The organism is Runella sp. SP2, from assembly GCF_003711225.1.
Lineage (GTDB): Bacteria > Bacteroidota > Bacteroidia > Cytophagales > Spirosomataceae > Runella.
The window spans coordinates 1,435,310-1,452,359 of sequence record NZ_CP031030.1 but is presented as its reverse complement, the minus strand read 5'-3'; the positions used below and the strand labels follow the sequence as shown (position 1 = coordinate 1,452,359).

The window sequence follows — 17,050 nt, the reverse complement described above, 5'->3', positions numbered from 1 at the left end:
ATGAAATCAACATATAAAGTATTCTTACTTCTATCACTTTTGGGCATTACGACCGCCTGCAACGATGATTTTTTAAAGGAAGTGCCGTTGGATCGGTTTAGCCCCGAAAACTTACTAACCAATACCGCAGGGTTCGATGCCGCCGTGGTGGGTTTGTACGAAGGCGCACGTCAGGAACACATCATTGCATCCCTCAACTTTGAATACATGACCGTAGGGACCGATCAAACTCAATGGGGACGAAACGACTCGCGCGGGAATAAAGATTACAGCCTGCTTAACCCCAACTTAGATGCGACCATTGTGTATTGGGATTGGGCATATAAAACCATGATTTTACGGGCCAATACCGTTTTGGACGGCCTCAATAACCCCAATCTCAGCATTAAGACCGAAGACCTTAACAACATTAAAGGACAAGCGCTTTTCTTTCGGGCCTACACGTACAATTTTTTGGCCAATATTTACGGAGGTGTACCAATTGTAAAGCAAACAATCACCGAACCCAAATTTGATTTTGTAAGAAACTCTCGGCTCGAAGTACTCAATTTTGCGGCCAAAGATTTGGAAGAGGCCATCACCCTACTACCGCTGCAAGTCAAAGACGGCCGCATCCCCCGAGCGGCGGCGTTTCACCTATTGAGCGAAATTTATATCTCACTGGGAATGGAGTCAAAAGATGCGTCATTCTATGATAAATCCATCAGTGCGGCCAGCAAAGTGATTAACAAAGAAGCGGGCGATTATCAACTCATGACGACGCGATTTGGCGCGGCGGCTTCGCGGCCTGGCGATGTTTTTTCTGACCTTTTTGCCAATGGGCAAGTCAACTACTCGGCGGGTAACAAAGAGGTGATGTGGGCTTGGCAATTTGAAAGTACCAACGTAGGCGGGAGCTTTTCGACTTCTTTGGCCAATAACAGTATTCGTTACTGGGGACCCGAATATGACCGCTTACAAACTCCCAATCGCGTCTTGAATGTCGTAGTCGATAGCATAGGAAGAGGAATTGGGGTTAATTCTCCGACCAATTATGCCAAATACGAGGTGTGGGCATTAGACCCCAAAGACATGAGAAATTCGGTTTATAACATCCGCCGCACTTTTTACTACAACAACCCTGCCGACAAAGATTATTTTGGGAAGCCAATTGTCGTCAAAAAGGGAACTAACGGAAACTTGTTTTTGGCCCGAAACGACGGTACGCTCACAGCCATTTCCATTGATACCTTGCGCCAATATTATCCTTATTTCCGAAAAATTGAGGGCTCATCCATCAATAACGATATTTTATCGGGCAATACGTCCAAAGATTTTAGCCGCATGAGGGTCGCCGAGACCTATTTGCTGAGGGCAGAAGCTTATTTCAGAAAGGGTGATTTGGAAAATGCCGCCAAAGACATCAACGTAGTGCGGACAAGGGCAAAAGCTACCTTAATCAGTGCAACAAAAGTAACCGAAGACTTTATTTTGGACGAAAGAACGCGGGAGTTGATTGTGGAAGAGCCCAGATTACGCACCTTAATTCGCATGGGACGTTTGGTGGACAGGGTAAGAAAATATAATTCAGAACCGTCGGTGGCGAATGGTCCTTCTTCGGGCAAAACAATCCAAGATTTTAACAAGTATTGGCCTATTCCCCAAAAAGTAATTGATGCCAACACAGGAGCCAAGTTTGAGCAAAATCCTGGCTATTAGACTATTTATTTTACCCGCAGACCAACGCAGATTTAAGGCCGCAGAATGACGCAGATGCAGGAAATTCAGCGAAAATCAACGGTTATAAATTTCTGCGAGTTTCTGCGGGGATAAACTTCCATTCTCAAGATAAATATGACACTCAATAGACGTACTTTTTTAAAACAGACTTCCCTGTTTGCGGCTTCGTTGCACGTGGCGTTGGGAGAAGCTACGGCAGCAGTACCTAAGTCGATCATTTTGCGTTCGTCGTGGCAAACCGAAAACATTGGAGACATTGCACATACGCCAGGCGTGCTGACACTTTTGGAAAAATATTTGCCCGAAGTTGAAGTACGCCTATGGCCTTCCAATGTCAAAAATGGCGTGGAAGAAATGCTGCGAAAGCGTTTTCCCCAACTGCGCATTATCCAAACTCCCGAAGAAATTCAGCAAGCATTTACCGAATGTGTTTTTTTGCTGCATGGCTCAGGACCTTCGTTGGTCGCCAAGCAAGACGTGGAGCGTTGGCGAAAAACCACGGGTAAACCTTACGGCATTTATGGCATTACATTTCCTGGCGTCTATGGCTTCCCTGAAGATCGCCAAAAAGTAACGCCGCTCGACTTAGACATCTTGGCCCAAGCCCGTTTTGCTTATTTCAGAGATTCGGTATCCATGGATTTTGCCAAAAAACAGGGAGTCAACTGTCCCATCATGGAATTTTGTCCCGATGGTGCCTTTGCAGTGGATGTCAGAGACGACCAAGCGGCCGATGCTTTTTTACGGGAACACGGTCTCGAAACGGGGAAGTTTTTGTGCGCAATTCCCCAAGTACGGTTTTCGCCTTGGTGGGAGTTGCCTTCTAAAAAGCAAACCATCAACGAAGCCAAGCACGCGCACAACGAAAAGATGAAAGAGCAGGACAACGCCCCTATTCGTGAAGCAATCATCGCCGTGGTACGCCAAACACCGCTCCAAGTCTTGCTCGTTCCCGAAAATGCGACTCAAATGCGAATTGGGAAAGAAATGCTCTACGACCCACTTCCTGAGGATGTAAAAAAGAAGGTGGTATGGCGAGATACCTATTGGCTTACCGACGAAGCAGTGAGTACGTATATTCGTTCGGCAGGCTTGTTTGGTTTGGAAATGCACTCGCCCATTATGTGCATTGCGCAGGGAATTCCTGCCATCGTTTGTCGGTTTGACGAACAAACCAGCAAGGGCTACATGTGGCGAGACATTGGGCTGGGCGAGTGGCTCTTTGACATGGACACGCCAAATGATGTCGCCAAAATTGTTCCGACGGTACTCGAAATGGCTAAGAACCCCAAAGCCGCTAAAATGAAGGTAAAAAAAGCCCAAGCCTTTGTGAAACAGCGACAAGAACAAACCATGAATGTCTTGAAAAAGAATGTCTTTACAACCTGAACCGAAAAACGTCATGCCTACTTCCCGTCGAGATTTTCTTAAACTTTCTACCCTTGCGGCTACTACTATTCAAGTGCCCCTACGGGAACAACTGAACATATCTGAAATACCATTGGCCAAAACACCCACGATACTACTCCGCTCGTCGTGGAACGACAACAACATTGGGGACATTGGTCATACGCCTGGCACTTTGCGTTTGTTGGAAAGACACATTCCCGAAGCGCAAATTATTTTGTGGCACGCCCAACCTCGCCCCGTTACGGAGGCATTGATTGTCAAAAACTTCCCGAAAGTAAAAATCGTTCACGGGGCTTTTTTCAACCAAGACGAAGGTTTGCAGGGAGAACTTAAAACGGCATTCGAGCAAGCCGACGTATATATTCATAACTCAGGAATGTCGATGAACTATGGTTTGTTCAATTATGAATGGACTGGCGTCATGTCCAACCTTGCTCCCTTTTATTATTGCCTCGAAAACAACATTCCTTTTGGGCTTTACGGGCAGTCGTTCGACAAGTTTGCGCCGCCCGCGTTATCGCTTTTTCGGGATGTACTGAGCCGTGCGTCTTTTATCTATTGTCGTGATACCGAGTCGGTCAAGTTCTTGAAAGAAAACCAGTTCAAAACCCCCATCATTGAATTTGGCCCAGATGGATGTTTTGGAATAGACGTGCGGGACGAAGCCAAGGGGCTTGCCTATCTTCGTCAGACAGGGTTGGAAGAAGGGAAGTTTTTGGTGGTAGTAGTACGAACCAATACGCCGCATTTGAATGCCACAGGCAAAGGCGACATGATGAATCCTGCTCCTACACCCGAACAGCAACAACAAGATGCGCTGCGATTGGGAAAAGTGAAGGACTTAATCCATCAGTGGGTCACGACTACGGGTATGAAAGTTTTGATTGCGCCCGAGGCATTGAAAGAAACTAAATACGCCAAAACGATGCTCTACGACCAATTAGACGATAGCATCAAGGCCAAAGTCGTATGCCGAGAGACCTTTTGGAGTGCCGACGAAGCCATGTCGGTGTATGCCCGAGCACATACGATGTTTGGGATGGAACCCCATTCGCTCATTATGGGCTTGGCGTTGGGAGTGCCTGTGGTTCATGCTCGCCCGCTCAAACACGGTCGCAAAGGGTGGATGTTTCGGGACATTGGTGTCCCCGAGTGGCTATTTGAAATAGACCAAGCGCCTGCATCCGATATTACGGGAGCAGTTTTAACAATTTACAAAGACTACAAAACGGCCAAAGCCAAAGCCCAAAAAGCCATGGATGTAGTCCGCAACCGCCAAAAAGAAACCATGTCAGTAGTGAAAAAACTGGCGAAATAAAATCTAATTCCCATGCATCTCAATCGTCGTCAATTTATACAACAAAGCAGCTTAATTTCAGCCGCAGCCATGTTCCCTTTTTTGGTACAAGCCACTCAAAAAAACAACCCTGTAATACTCATCACTTCGGGTTGGCAGGATGTCAACATCGGAGACATTGCCCATACGCCCGGGCTGATTGGCCTGTTGAAAAAACGCCTGCCCAAAGCTAGGATTATTCTATGGAAAAAAAGTAAAAGTGAGATGGTAGAAACCATGCTCAACAAATACTACCCCGACGTCACCATTATTCACGGGGCGGTAGATAAGGAGTTGACACCTCAAACGGAAGAAGTAAAACGGGCATTTCAGGAAGCTGATTTTTTCCTTCACGGTTCAGGGCCGTCGGTCGTTGCTACCGATTACTTACAAGCTTGGCACAAGCAAACCCAGAAGCCGTTTGGTATTTTTGGGGTCACTACGCAAACTATTTCTCCTGCGTTGAAAGACCTGCTCCAACACGCCTCGTTTGTTTTTACACGGGAAACGGCTTCTATTCAAAAGCTACAAGAAGCGGGTGTACAAGGGCCGCACATTGCCTTTGCGCCTGATGCTACTTTTGTGTTGGAGATTCATAACGACCAAAAAGCCAATCAATTTATTCAGGAAAATAAGTTAGAACATCGCAAATTCATTTGTGTGATTCCGCGCCTTCGAGTAACCCCTTATTACAAAATCAGGCCCAGCGGCTGGAGTGAAGAGCGTATCAAGGAAGTCAACGACCTCAACGACAAATGGAAAGAAATCGACCACGCCAAAGTCCGTGAATCGATGGTAGCGTGGGTACGAAAAACGGGTAACAAAATCGTCGTTTGCCCCGAAATGACCTATCAAGTAGATATTATTGATGAATTATTGGTCAACCCGCTCCCTGAAGATGTGAAGCCTTTTGTGGTCAAACACGGCTATTGGCTGCCCGATGAAGCGGCGTCGTTGTATTCCCACGCCCACGCTGTGTTGAGCTATGAGTGCCATTCCCCCATCATTGCGCTGACTAACGGTACTCCCGCCTTTTATTTGCGTCAACCCCAAGACACCATCAAAGGACAGATGTATTACGACTTAGGATTGAAAGATTGGACGTTTGAAATTGAAGAGACGACGGGACAACAAATCACCGACAGGCTATTACAAACAGTGGCGGATTATGGGGCAGCTAAAAAGAGCGTAAAACAATCAATGGCAAAAGTCCAAAGTCAATACAACGCCGCCTTTGAAGTCATTAAGAAGAAAGTGTAGTTGACCGAACCTGAGTCGGTCATGCAGTTTTGATCAATATGCCTGCGGATCACCTTTCACCATGTTATATACCGTTTTAAAAACTACCTGTATATCTAGCAAAAGGCTCCAATTTTCGATGTACCAAATGTCGTATTCTACTCGTTTGCGCATCAGGCCAATCTCGTGGGTTTCACCTCGGTAGCCATTGACCTGCGCCCAACCCGTAATCCCTGGCTTAACGCGGTGCCGAATCATATAATTATCAATCAGTGGGAGGGTTTCTTCGCTGTGCTTTGTGGCATGTGGACGAGGCCCTACCACTGACATACTCCCCAAAAAAACGTTGATAAACTGCGGAAGTTCGTCCAAATTGGTTTTTCGTAAAAACTGCCCGACGAGCGTCACCCGTGGATCATTGGAAGTAGTTTGGCTAAATCCTCCCTCCTTTTTAACAGTCGATGCGCCGTGATACATCGTCCTGAACTTCCACACCTTGATAATTTTCCCTTTTTGTCCCCAGCGACCTTGGATAAAAAACACGGGTCCTTTGGAGTTAATTTTTATCGCCAGCGCTATTATTGGAAACAACCACGAGGCAATCAGCAACAAAAAACACACACTAAAAACAACATCAAAAGCCCGTTTTATTCCCTGCCAATAATTCAAATCCAGCAGCGTACTTCGTACGGTTACCAGCGGATATTGTCCAAATAATTCAAACGAATAGCGTGAGGCATTAAATTGAAAAAAGCCAGGGGTAAACTTAACAAGAACACCCTGTTTATCTGCCCACTCAATCAAACCCGCTACGTAAATTTCACTAAATTTTTGAAGGGCAATTACTAACTCATCTACTTCATTGATGGATGTAGATTGTAAAAAATTTAATGTTTCTTTTAACACAACCTTATCATTTTTAACAAAGTCATGAACACGCGCGCCCACGATTTTATAGCCGTAATGCGGTCTTTGTTGTACCAAATCTATAAACTCGTGCACTGAAGCAAAATCACCAACAACGACAACACTTTTTTGATTGGTGCCTTTTATGTGCCAACGGTTCATTATTTGTCGAATTACATACATTTTCAAGCCAATAACAATCGTCAATGAAACTGTATAGACAACAGTAAAACTACGGGCATAGAAATGATTATTTAACAAAAAAAGTGAAATAGATAAAGTCACAAACTGAACAAACAATGTTAGGAAGAGCGGCAACAGCTCCTCAATAAAAGCAGCCATTCGAAAATCTTGGTATAACTTGCTCACTTTGGAGGAAAAATACCAAGCCAAAACAAGGCCTCCGACGACCAGTATGTCTAATTGTTTTAATTCTCTGCCAAAAAAAAGAGAACTAAAAACATATACAATACCAATAAAGGCAAAATCCGCCAATAGTCGAAGATGATTTTTTCGACGCCGAATACGGTAATTAGGAGACGGAGGGTGTGCGTTTGAAATAGACATAGCCTCGACAATCACTAAAAAAACATTATGAAGATAAATTGAAGTATATAACAGGCCAATAATCGTTGCGGAAAGCCACCTCGATTTGACAACTATATACAATTAACTTTGCTTAACTACTTACAAGCCACCAGCAGTTGCTTTGAAGACTCACGCATCATCCAGTCAATCACTCGGCTTATTCCCTCTTCAAATTCAACTTGAGGAAAATAGCCCAGCTCCTGTTGCGCTTTTGAAATATCCGCAGCCGTCTGCCGCATGTCACCTGCTTGTTCTGGTTTATAGGTGCGTTGGCTTTGTTTTCCAACCTGCTTCTCAATCACTTCAATCGTTTCCAGAAGGCTTGTGGTAGTTGGCCCAGCGATGTTATACACCCCAAACCCTTGAGGTTTATCCATCGCCTTTAAAAAGGCATTGACCACGTCTGAGATGTACGTATAATTTCGGATGGATTGCCCATCGCCATAGATATCAATAGGTTGTTCTGCTTGGATACGTTCAATAAATTTTCGGATGGCCATTTCGGGGCGTTGCCTCGGGCCAAACACCGTAAATAATCGCAAGCAGGTTACGTCAAATTGGTGAAGCGAATGATACGAATATGCCACCAATTCTGCCGCTCGCTTCGACGCGGCATAGGGAGAAATTGGCTGATCGGCGGCGTCTGTTTCTTTAAATATACGCGCAGCACTATTGCCATAAACCGACGACGACGACGCCATGATGATTCGACGGACGCCCGTTTTTCGCATCGCCTCTAACACCGCCAATGTCCCGTTTACGTTGATTTCAAAAAACTTTTCGGGCTCCATTACCGACGGCCTCACGCCTGCGTAGGCGGCCAAATGAATCACCAGTTCACATTGATAATCCACCAAAAGTTGTTGTAAAGCTGCTTTATCACGAATATCTGCCTTGATAAAAATAAAGTTGTCGTACTGTGCCAACGCACTGAGGTTCTCGCGCTTCAACGCCGAACAATAGATGTATTCATCAAGGTTATCAACACATACAACTTGATGCCCTTGCTGAAGTAATTGTTCTGAAAGGTGAGAGCCAATAAAACCAGCACCACCCGTTATCAAAATGACCATGCTTACTGTCGTTGGTTATGAGAAGTATAAATCTGACGGATGATGTACGTTTTTTTGCCCTGCGATTCAAAAAGAGACCGCATTACTAGCTCGGCTACAATGCCCATGCCCAACAATTGAACCCCTGAAACGGCAAGAATCAGCGCAGCTGTTGGCCAAGACGCCAAGCTCACTTCTGGTCGAGCCACTAGCGTACAACCCATGTACAAACACACTAAAAATGACCCTACAAACATCCAAATCGCTATTTTTCCAAAAAAATGAATGGGCTTTAACATGTATTTTTTCATAAAATATACCCAAACCAAATCACTGATTACTTTGGTTGTCCGCCCTAAATTATATTTGGAAGTCCCCGAAATCCGTGGACGATGTTTCACCACCACTTCGGTCATCTTTGCCCCTTCTAAGGCAGCAAGTACTGGAATAAATCGGTGCAACTCGCCGTACAAGGGCAGTCTTTTCGCCAAAGGCGCCCTAAATACCCGCAACGTACTTCCATAGTCTTTGCAGTGTACATCCAATAGGTTGCGGATGAGCCAATTGGCGATGATACTGGGCAGTTTTCGGGTAGCAAAACTATCTTTTCGTTTCAACCGTACGGTAGCAATCATGTCATAATCACCTTGCTGGGCGACGGTGAGTAAGGCAGGTATGTCCGAAGGGTCATTTTGCAAATCACCATCCAAAGTAGCAATATACTCACCTGATGCCGCCTCTATGCCCGCCGCCAAGGCTTGACTTTGGCCATAATTACGCTGAAAATCAATTACTTTTAAACTTTTATGCGTGATATTTTTCAGTTCCCAAAGGGTATTATCCGTTGAGCCATCGTTGACGTAAATGATTTCGTAAGAACATCCACGCAGGGCTTCATCTATTTCTATTATCAACGGACGAATGTTTTCGGCCTCATTAAATACACAAACCACAACCGATACAAGTGGCGCTGGGTGGGAAAGCGAATGCGTCATCATTAAGGTGCTTGGTCGAAGCGGACTATTTTGGCAGGTCGCTCTGGATAAAGCGTCAGCCTAGCGATCTCTTTGTACTTTTCGCCCGCCAAGTTACTAGAATCAGCCAAGTAATACACTCCTTTCTCTTTTTTAAAACTTATGGGAAGGACTTTCCGCCGCGTAGTTTCGATGTGAAAACTATTGACATCCGTCGCTCCATCATCACCAATGGTCGTTTTATAACTCTTCAAAGGCAGGGCATTCCCCCTCGCATCTATGGTCATCAGCGCTGCTTTCACATTGTCTTCCAAATACCGCTGCCGCTTGGCCTCGCGGGGCGGAACAAACAAAAAATTAAAAGATATACGAGCCACCAAAAGAAACACCACAAAAATATCCAAGCGGACTTCTTTTTGGTGAAAATACCACCAGCACATGAGTCCCACCACCCCGCTCGTTGCCAAGCATGCTCCCCACACGTAGGGTAGTTTTCGGGTCGCTTCAATGCCAAACGCAATCCAAACCGCAAAAACCGTGATTCCCATGACGCTCCCCATAAAAACTTCAATCCAACGCCGCTGCCAGTGCCCTTCCTGTTGGTAATAAGCCACCACCACCAGCGTAAAGAAAAGCGGCAGAAGCATCAACGTATAGCGTGCATACACCTGCGGCGAGACCCAATAGACGAATACATTGGCCACAAAAGTAATGGCACAAAACCGCAAAAAGGAGTCCATCGGGCTTGTGTATTTTCGCAACGAAGCCAGCGCAGTTGACCACGATTTTTGGGGAGTTGAAGGATAAAATAAGAGAATAAATAACGTAAAAGGTAAAAAATGAAAAATGTATTCAAACGGAAAAGTGAGAATGTGCAGCACCGTAGCAGTTATGCCAAAAGCCACACCCGTCCGCTTTACACTTTCGTCCCACAGGACATACATTGCTTTTTGGAGTGGGAAACCAAACGCCGCTATGCTCAGGGCATAATACGTCCCCACAATCCCGAGAAAAACCGCTATGCCAAAAAAATGAGTAGGGTGCCATAACACCCGCCACTTCCGCTGGTAACCTAGCCAAGCCACCAACGTCATCCCCTGAAAAACCAAAGAGGGCAGCCCTTTCATCATAAACCCCAAAGCGCAAATGAGATAAGAGTACAAAAACAGTAAGCCGTATTTTTTGCGTTTGTCATACTCATAAATCACCATAAAGGCCGTAAACGTCGCCCATGAGTAGGTAATATCAATCAGGCCATAGAGCGTTTCGTAAAAAAGTACGCGTCCGTTGACCAATTGCAACAACGCTACCATGGCCGCAATCTGATAAGGTACGTACCGACGCATCCAGTAAAAAATGGTGAAAGAAAACCCAATTACCGACACCGCCATGGGAAACCTAAGGCTCCACGACGAGTAATCGCCCCAAAACCGAAACGAGGCTAATATGAGCCAGTTATAGAGCGGGGGTTTGTTAAAATATAGTTCTCCGTTTAAGGTGGGTGTCAAATAATTTCCCGTCAAATCCATTTCCAGTGCCACCAGCGCCCGCCGCGCTTCGTCGGTTGACATGTCCAACGGAATATAGCCCAAGTGTGAAAAAAGGGCAGGTATTGCCAAAATTACAGCCAATACGTGCCATTTATTACTTTTTGCAATACTCATCCGTTTTTATTTTGATGACCCAGTCTCTACATTACTCACAACAATCGTCAGCAAAATTGCAAAAATTAACGCATCAGTAAATAAAAAACCTCTCAGAAGTCTTACAACATTTGAGAGGTTAGTAATCAATGTGGATAACCTAATATCTAATATGCTTGGGGTTCACCTTTCATCATATTATATACCGTTTTAAAAATTACCTGTATATCTAACAAAAGGCTCCAGTTTTCGATGTACCAAATGTCGTATTCCACTCGTTTCCGCATCAGTCCAATCTCGTGAGTTTCACCTCGGTAGCCATTGACCTGCGCCCAACCCGTAATCCCTGGCTTAACGCGGTGCCGAATCATGTAATTATCTATCAGTGGGAGGGTTTCTTCGCTGTGCTTTGTAGCATGTGGGCGAGGCCCCACCACTGACATACTCCCCAAAAAAACGTTGATAAACTGCGGAAGTTCGTCCAAACTGGTTTTTCGTAAAAACTGCCCGACGCGCGTCACCCGTGGATCATTGGAAGTGGTTTGATTAAAGCCTCCCTCCTTTTTGATGGTCGATGCGCCGTGATACATCGTTCTGAACTTCCACACTTTGATAATTTTTCCTTTTTGCCCCCAACGGCCTTGGATAAAAAACACGGGTCCTTTGGAGTTAATTTTTATCGCCAGCGCTATGATTGGAAACAACCACAACGCAATCAACAACAAAAAACATATACTAAAAACAACATCAAAAGCACGTTTTACCCCTTGCCAGTAATTCAAATCTAACAGCGTACTTCGTACGGTTACCAACGGGTATTGTCCAAATAATTCAAACGAATAACGGGAGGCATTTAACTGAAAAAAGCCAGGAGTAAACTTAACAGGTACACCCTGTTTATCGGCCCATTCAATCAAGCCTGCTACGTATGTTTCGCTAAATTTTTGAACCGCAATAACCAGTTCATCTATTTCATTGATTGGGGTATTTTTCAGAAAAATCAACGTTTCTTGTAAAGTTGATTTCTCATTTTTTACAAAATCATGGGCGCGTGCTCCTGCAATTTTATAGCCAGATTGGGGCTTTTTCTGAATCAAGTCAATAAATTCATGAACGGAAGGAAAATCTCCTACAACTATTACTTTTTTTTGGTTTATACCTCGTGCGTACCAGTACAATAATAAACTACGGGTAAAATACATTTTAAAACCGACAGTAACCATTAATGTTGTCGCATATATTACCGTAAATATTCTTGCGTGAAAATGATCATCGAGCAAAAACAATGAAATTGATAGTACAACCAGTTGAACAATTAAATTAGGAAGTAAGCTTAGTAATTCATCAGTAAATAATGAAAATCTAAAGTCGTCATAAATTTTAATAAATTTACTTGAAAAGTACCAAACAAGTAACAAACCAATGATAATGAGCGTATTTATTTGGCTCAATTCTCTTTGACAACAAAGTGTACTAAATACATACACTATAGCTATGACTATAAAATCACTTAATAGCCTTAAATGATTTTTTCGACGCCTGATTCGAAAATCAGGCGAGGGAGATAATACATTCAATACTGACATCCTCTTCCAATTTTAAAACTTCTATTTCTTGCAATACTCGTCCGTATCAATCCGTATCACCCAATCGGCTTTTCGAAGGGTGTAAGCATTTTCGCTAAAGGAATAGTAGCCTGGCGCAGGGCCAACTTGAAAATCGTAGGTTTTGCCAACAACCAATAAATCGGTAACAATGCTGAAAGACGTTTGACCCGATATATATTTCATGCTTGGCAAGTTTTTCCATTGCAGCGTTCCCGTTTCCCGAAATCTTCCAAATAGCTCGCGGGTTGGAAGTTTGGGTTCATCCAATGCTTTACAAGGAAACTGTAACGTAATACGCACTTCTCCTGACTGTAAACTGGAAGGTACTTTAAACGACGACAAGTCAATCGTTTGGGCAGTGGCCGAGCAAGGATCTACTGCACTTGAGATTCCAATGGCCGAGCTTTGGTTGTCATAAACTTTCAGTTTTACCTGCCCCCCCGACTCTAAGTTACTGATTCTTATTGTACTACCACTACTCAACCTGCTTTGAAATGACCTCAGAATAACGTTAGTTGTGGCATTAAGCAATTCACAATCATACACCCGATCGCTTACTGGCAAGCTACTTTTCACCGTAAACGTTAGCGGAGTGGGACACTTGGTAGGCGGAGCTTTAAACGAAGTGAGGTCTATTTCTTGGGTAGTGGTGGTACATGCCGCCAAACCAACCGACTGAACAGTAGCTGTACTAAACAAATCCGTTATCCGTAGTCGAACTGTTTCGTCGCTGTACAAGCCATTGATACGAACAATGTCACCGTTGTTGGCCGTGGACTGGAATTTTTGCATCGTACCGTTGGTCTTGGCATTAATCACCTCAAAGGTGTATTGGTGCGAGCTGTTGGGTAAACTGCTTTTTATTCTAAAATTTAGGGTCGAAGCACAACGAGGTGCGGGGGTTTGAAACCCTTCGAGAACCAATAAATACGTGGTATTACTGCACGCTTCTACAACGGCAGAAGTGGCAACCGTCGCGCTAACTATGTCAAATATACGTAACTGAATTGGCCCCGTGTTATCGTACAACCCGCTTAGCCGAATAAAATCGCCGTTGTTGGCCGTCGATTGAAAAACTTGTAAGCGATTTTTGGAGTCAGGTTTTATTACTTCAAAGGTATAAGTACGATCACTGGCGGGTAAGGTACTTTGTATCTTAAAAATGGGCGATGCAGTACAACGCTGAGGGGGAAGTTTAAACGAACTAATATCTAACGACTGTACGGAGGTGGCACAAGCATCCACCGCTTCCGAAACTGCTACGGCACTACTTACAATGTCCGATAGCTTCAAACGAATTTTCTGGTCGCTATCCAAACCATTGAGTCGAATCACTTCCCCGTTGTTGGCCGTCGTTTGAAAACTTTGAAGGGTAGCATTGGTTTCGGCGTTGACAACCACACAGTTATAACGGTAGTCGCTTGGTGGCAGGTTGCTCTTTATTTGAAAACCTGGCCCCGTCGTACACTTGAGAATCTGTTTTTTGAACGACGACACATCCAACACTTGTTCGGTACCACCACAACCATTGATTACTTCTGAGGTAACCGTAGCCGAGCCCAAAGCGTCCGTGATTCGAAGGCGCACGTATTGGTCACTCTCCAAACCGTTTACCCGAATTACCTCTCCGTTATTAATCGTCGATTTGAATACTTGTAAACGAGTATTGGTACCGTCAGCAAGTACTTCACACTGATACTGTAAGTCGCTGGCGGGAAGGCTGCTTTTGATTTTAAAACTTGGGCCCGTTTCGCATTTTTGCTTGGTAAACCCTGCTACCCAGAGTGATAAGTGGGGTAGTTCCGCTTCGTAAGCCAAACTTCCCTCTGTCCCTTTTACCACTTTCCCAAATGCCTCCGTTTGCCACGTATCGGTCGCTGCGTCGTAGCTATACAGCGGAATTTCATCCCCCTCCTTAATTAATCGCCGCTCTTGTGGATGATAAAGCTGTGAAGAAACCGAAAACCGAACTTTGATGGAGCTGGTCAAGGATTTGACAAGACGAAACTGCTCATTGTAAATTTGTAACAAAAAAGCTCCCGCCAGTTGCGTAAACTGCTGATTACTACCTACCCCACTACCATCTTTGAGCAAAGGGCGGGCTATGGTAGCATTCATAATGGGGTTAATTAAAAAATTATCATGGGGTTTGGTAATATCGACTACCTGAAATCGGGCCGTTAAAGTCCCCGCAATTTCTTTTCCCACCGCATCTTTTACGATGCTTGCTTGTGAAACCGTAGCTTTGACTTTTGATTGATTAGCTCCCACAAGTTCGGGCGTTTCGAGGATCCAATCCGAGTCGATTCGGCCCGCATTACTGCTCGACCGTTGGGAAACGTTCACTTTCGTGTTGGTTGCCTCTTGGGGTTGAAAAACCAACGTAACCGATCGTTGCTTATCATCCCTTAATTCAACAGGCAGCACCGCCTCCAACTCTCCTCGCGATTTTACCACCACCGTAAAACGCAACGGATTTTGCGCGCTAGGCCGTGGCCCCAAGGAATCAATGGATAAAAACAAAGTACCGTCGCCCGTCAGTCGAAACTTTTTGGTTTCTACGGTCGTAATCACCCTTGCTGCATCAGGCCCCGTGATGAGTACTTGGGCATCGGTAGGCACTTCCAATCCTCCTTTGGTGTAATACTGCACATCCAAAGCCACTGGAAATGGTTTCTTAAAGCGTAGCTCAAAACCATCCAAGGGGTTTTTACACGCCCACAGAAAACAAAAGAACAGCAAACAAAACGCCGAAATGCGATACATTATTTTTGAGTTTTTCTAACGAGCGAATACGAAAGAACGACTTGGAGATTGGGCAAAAACCGATACCCTCGCATGTTGCGCTCTATCATTGGGAGTTGTTCGTCGAGGGTAGTAGTTTCTAAAAACCCTTCATAATCAGCGCTTAGTTTGGGTTTGCCCCAATAATAACAACCTAGCTCAAACCCGAAGCCCCAACGACGTTTAGGAATCGAACGCCCCATGCCTAGTCCTGCGTAGCCCACCACCGAAGACCATCTGACGCGTAAGTCGATGGTGCCAAATTCCTCGGGTTTCATTTGAATGCCACCCAGTTCGATGGGACTCAGTGCTTGGAGCTGAAGCCGAACGTCGGGTCGCCAAGTGTAGCCTGCCCCTGCAGTTAAGAAGAATGACGAACGACGAAAAGGCTGCCATTTGACCGAACTCTGCACCAAGCCAATGACAAAATCAGGGCGAAACTCCACAATCGAACTATCTCCCAAATCAAATTGATGCTTTTTTTTGTAGCCCAAATAGCTACCTCCTACCCGCACCACCCACTGCGGACGCTTAGGCAACCGCCAAGCGCCTTGTACCCCTACCCCCGTTACACCAGCTTGGAGGCTCAGCCCTTGCGGCCACCAACGCGACGGCGTCTTTTTATTGTCGGACGACGCCAAAGTTTGGTAGCCACCCAAGAGCAGTAAAAAAGAGAGAAGGATTTTCATTTTTTAAACTGACGATTCAAATACCACTGGTGATACTGCCGCAACCGTTGGTCGAGTTGGTAGCCCGTTTGATAGCGTTCTCCGATGCGATAACCTCCTGCGTACAAATATTCCCAACGAAACTCCTGTCCAGTACGAAACTGAAACTTCTTGCTTTGGATAATTTTACCAGGAGGAATGGGCACGGCAAAATTGAATCCCGCCGTTGCGCCGTTTTGAGTACCAACGGCAAAAAGCCCAATTTCAACGTTGGAATACTGCCTAATAAAATCGAACCGAACCCCTTTATCCCCGTACATAAATTGCCCTGCGGTTGCTTTTAGCAGTAAATCCAGCTTCTGAAAACGGTACTCGACATCCATTAACGCCAATAGTTTGTCCATTTTTTCGTTATACAAACCGCCGCGGGGATAATAATACATACCCGTTAGGCCAAGTTCAACCCCGTACGACCAAGCGCTCTTAAAATCGGTCTGACGGTACTGAAGGTTAATTCCGTACTGATCATTGTGAAATAAACCTACCGTGGCACTCACAAAATGGTTGGCTCTTTTGTAAAACTGATTAATAAACAGCGGAGCGGGGCGGATGATCTGAGGACGGTTGTCCAAGTCGTTGGTAAGGGGAAAAAGAACACCAAAATTGACACTCAAACCCGCCCATAGATACAGCTGACTTTGAAGCAAAAGGCTGGCGTTACTCCGAACTGGTTTTTTGTAGTAACCAAATTTTGCCCGAAAAACGGGCTGAAGCCAAACGTCAACTTTGTACTTTTTTTGGAGAGGAAAGTGATACTTATTAGTCACAATTTTTTGTTCAATGGCTGTAATAGGTCGAACGTCACCAATGCCTGAAAAACGATAGGTAGCTAGGGGAATGCCCTGAAAAAGAGGGGTGTAAGCAATAGAATCGTTGGGGATAGCAAGAATTTTACTTAACTCCACCATTCCCTTCAATGGGTTGCGGTACAAGCGCTGTTCATAATAAAAGTGATTTTGCTGTTGGCTCACATTTTCGAAGGCAACCGAAAGAGGCTTCTGCTGGGAATACCCCCTGATGCAAACAACCAATACCAGCATCCCTAAGCATAAAAGTCGAGTCAT

12 protein-coding genes are annotated in these 17,050 nt (G+C 44.9%); 4 read left to right on the top strand and 8 right to left on the bottom strand.

Annotated elements, in window-relative coordinates; genetic code table 11:
• The 4 genes from DTQ70_RS06115 to DTQ70_RS06100 all read left to right on the top strand — a co-directional run bounded on the left by DTQ70_RS06115 (position 1) and on the right by DTQ70_RS06100 (position 5,725).
• Positions 1 to 1,698, top strand: coding sequence for a RagB/SusD family nutrient uptake outer membrane protein (locus tag DTQ70_RS06115; protein ID WP_122929992.1), 1,698 nt, complete (start codon positions 1 to 3; stop codon positions 1,696 to 1,698).
• A gap of 135 nt (positions 1,699 to 1,833) precedes the next feature.
• A complete protein-coding gene (locus DTQ70_RS06110; protein WP_122929991.1) occupies positions 1,834 to 3,108 on the top strand; it encodes a polysaccharide pyruvyl transferase family protein in 1,275 nt (424 codons plus the stop codon).
• A 13-nt stretch (positions 3,109 to 3,121) separates the two neighbouring features.
• Complete coding sequence (locus DTQ70_RS06105) at positions 3,122 to 4,447, top strand: polysaccharide pyruvyl transferase family protein (protein ID WP_164489890.1); 1,326 nt, start codon at positions 3,122 to 3,124, stop codon at positions 4,445 to 4,447.
• Positions 4,448 to 4,459: 12 nt separating this feature from the next.
• On the top strand, positions 4,460 to 5,725 hold the full coding sequence (locus DTQ70_RS06100; RefSeq protein ID WP_122929989.1) for a polysaccharide pyruvyl transferase family protein: 1,266 nt from the start codon (positions 4,460 to 4,462) through the stop codon (positions 5,723 to 5,725).
• A gap of 33 nt (positions 5,726 to 5,758) precedes the next feature.
• Here the strand turns inward: DTQ70_RS06100 and DTQ70_RS06095 are convergent, their stop codons facing one another.
• From DTQ70_RS06095 to DTQ70_RS06060, 8 genes are all read right to left on the bottom strand, one after another.
• Positions 5,759 to 7,177: an exopolysaccharide biosynthesis polyprenyl glycosylphosphotransferase gene (locus tag DTQ70_RS06095; protein WP_122929988.1), complete on the bottom strand. Its 1,419-nt coding sequence runs from the start codon at positions 7,175 to 7,177 to the stop codon at positions 5,759 to 5,761.
• Between the two features lie 116 nt (positions 7,178 to 7,293).
• Positions 7,294 to 8,271 (bottom strand): SDR family NAD(P)-dependent oxidoreductase, encoded by a 978-nt coding sequence (locus DTQ70_RS06090; protein ID WP_122929987.1) that lies wholly within the window; start codon positions 8,269 to 8,271, stop codon positions 7,294 to 7,296.
• 2 nt (positions 8,272 to 8,273) lie between these two features.
• The gene (locus DTQ70_RS06085) at positions 8,274 to 9,248 is read right to left on the bottom strand and encodes a glycosyltransferase family 2 protein (protein WP_229600081.1); all 975 of its coding nucleotides are present in this window, start codon (positions 9,246 to 9,248) and stop codon (positions 8,274 to 8,276) included.
• A complete protein-coding gene (locus DTQ70_RS06080; protein ID WP_122929986.1) occupies positions 9,248 to 10,888 on the bottom strand; it encodes a glycosyltransferase family 39 protein in 1,641 nt (546 codons plus the stop codon). Before DTQ70_RS06080 ends, DTQ70_RS06085 begins: the two co-directional genes overlap by 1 nt.
• Positions 10,889 to 11,034: 146 nt before the next feature.
• Complete coding sequence (locus tag DTQ70_RS06075) at positions 11,035 to 12,453, bottom strand: undecaprenyl-phosphate glucose phosphotransferase (RefSeq protein ID WP_122929985.1); 1,419 nt, start codon at positions 12,451 to 12,453, stop codon at positions 11,035 to 11,037.
• 21 nt (positions 12,454 to 12,474) lie between these two features.
• A complete protein-coding gene (locus DTQ70_RS06070) occupies positions 12,475 to 15,240 on the bottom strand; it encodes a hypothetical protein (RefSeq protein WP_122929984.1) in 2,766 nt (921 codons plus the stop codon).
• Positions 15,240 to 15,947 (bottom strand): hypothetical protein, encoded by a 708-nt coding sequence (locus DTQ70_RS06065; RefSeq protein ID WP_122929983.1) that lies wholly within the window; start codon positions 15,945 to 15,947, stop codon positions 15,240 to 15,242. The genes DTQ70_RS06070 and DTQ70_RS06065 overlap by 1 nt, the downstream gene beginning before the upstream one ends.
• Entirely contained in the window at positions 15,944 to 17,050 is a 1,107-nt protein-coding gene (locus DTQ70_RS06060; protein WP_122929982.1) for a hypothetical protein, read from the bottom strand. The genes DTQ70_RS06065 and DTQ70_RS06060 overlap by 4 nt, the downstream gene beginning before the upstream one ends.

Coding starts and splice junctions, on each gene's coding strand:
- DTQ70_RS06105 (WP_164489890.1), top strand. CDS start 3,122: ATGCCTACTTCCCGTCGAGATTTTCTTAAACTTTCTACCCTTGCGGCT.
- DTQ70_RS06100 (WP_122929989.1), top strand. CDS start 4,460: ATGCATCTCAATCGTCGTCAATTTATACAACAAAGCAGCTTAATTTCA.
- DTQ70_RS06075 (WP_122929985.1), bottom strand. CDS start 12,453: ATGTCAGTATTGAATGTATTATCTCCCTCGCCTGATTTTCGAATCAGG.
- DTQ70_RS06110 (WP_122929991.1), top strand. CDS start 1,834: ATGACACTCAATAGACGTACTTTTTTAAAACAGACTTCCCTGTTTGCG.
- DTQ70_RS06095 (WP_122929988.1), bottom strand. CDS start 7,177: ATGTCTATTTCAAACGCACACCCTCCGTCTCCTAATTACCGTATTCGG.
- DTQ70_RS06060 (WP_122929982.1), bottom strand. CDS start 17,050: ATGACTCGACTTTTATGCTTAGGGATGCTGGTATTGGTTGTTTGCATC.
- DTQ70_RS06085 (WP_229600081.1), bottom strand. CDS start 9,248: ATGATGACGCATTCGCTTTCCCACCCAGCGCCACTTGTATCGGTTGTG.
- DTQ70_RS06070 (WP_122929984.1), bottom strand. CDS start 15,240: ATGTATCGCATTTCGGCGTTTTGTTTGCTGTTCTTTTGTTTTCTGTGG.
- DTQ70_RS06090 (WP_122929987.1), bottom strand. CDS start 8,271: ATGGTCATTTTGATAACGGGTGGTGCTGGTTTTATTGGCTCTCACCTT.
- DTQ70_RS06080 (WP_122929986.1), bottom strand. CDS start 10,888: ATGAGTATTGCAAAAAGTAATAAATGGCACGTATTGGCTGTAATTTTG.
- DTQ70_RS06115 (WP_122929992.1), top strand. CDS start 1: ATGAAATCAACATATAAAGTATTCTTACTTCTATCACTTTTGGGCATT.
- DTQ70_RS06065 (WP_122929983.1), bottom strand. CDS start 15,947: ATGAAAATCCTTCTCTCTTTTTTACTGCTCTTGGGTGGCTACCAAACT.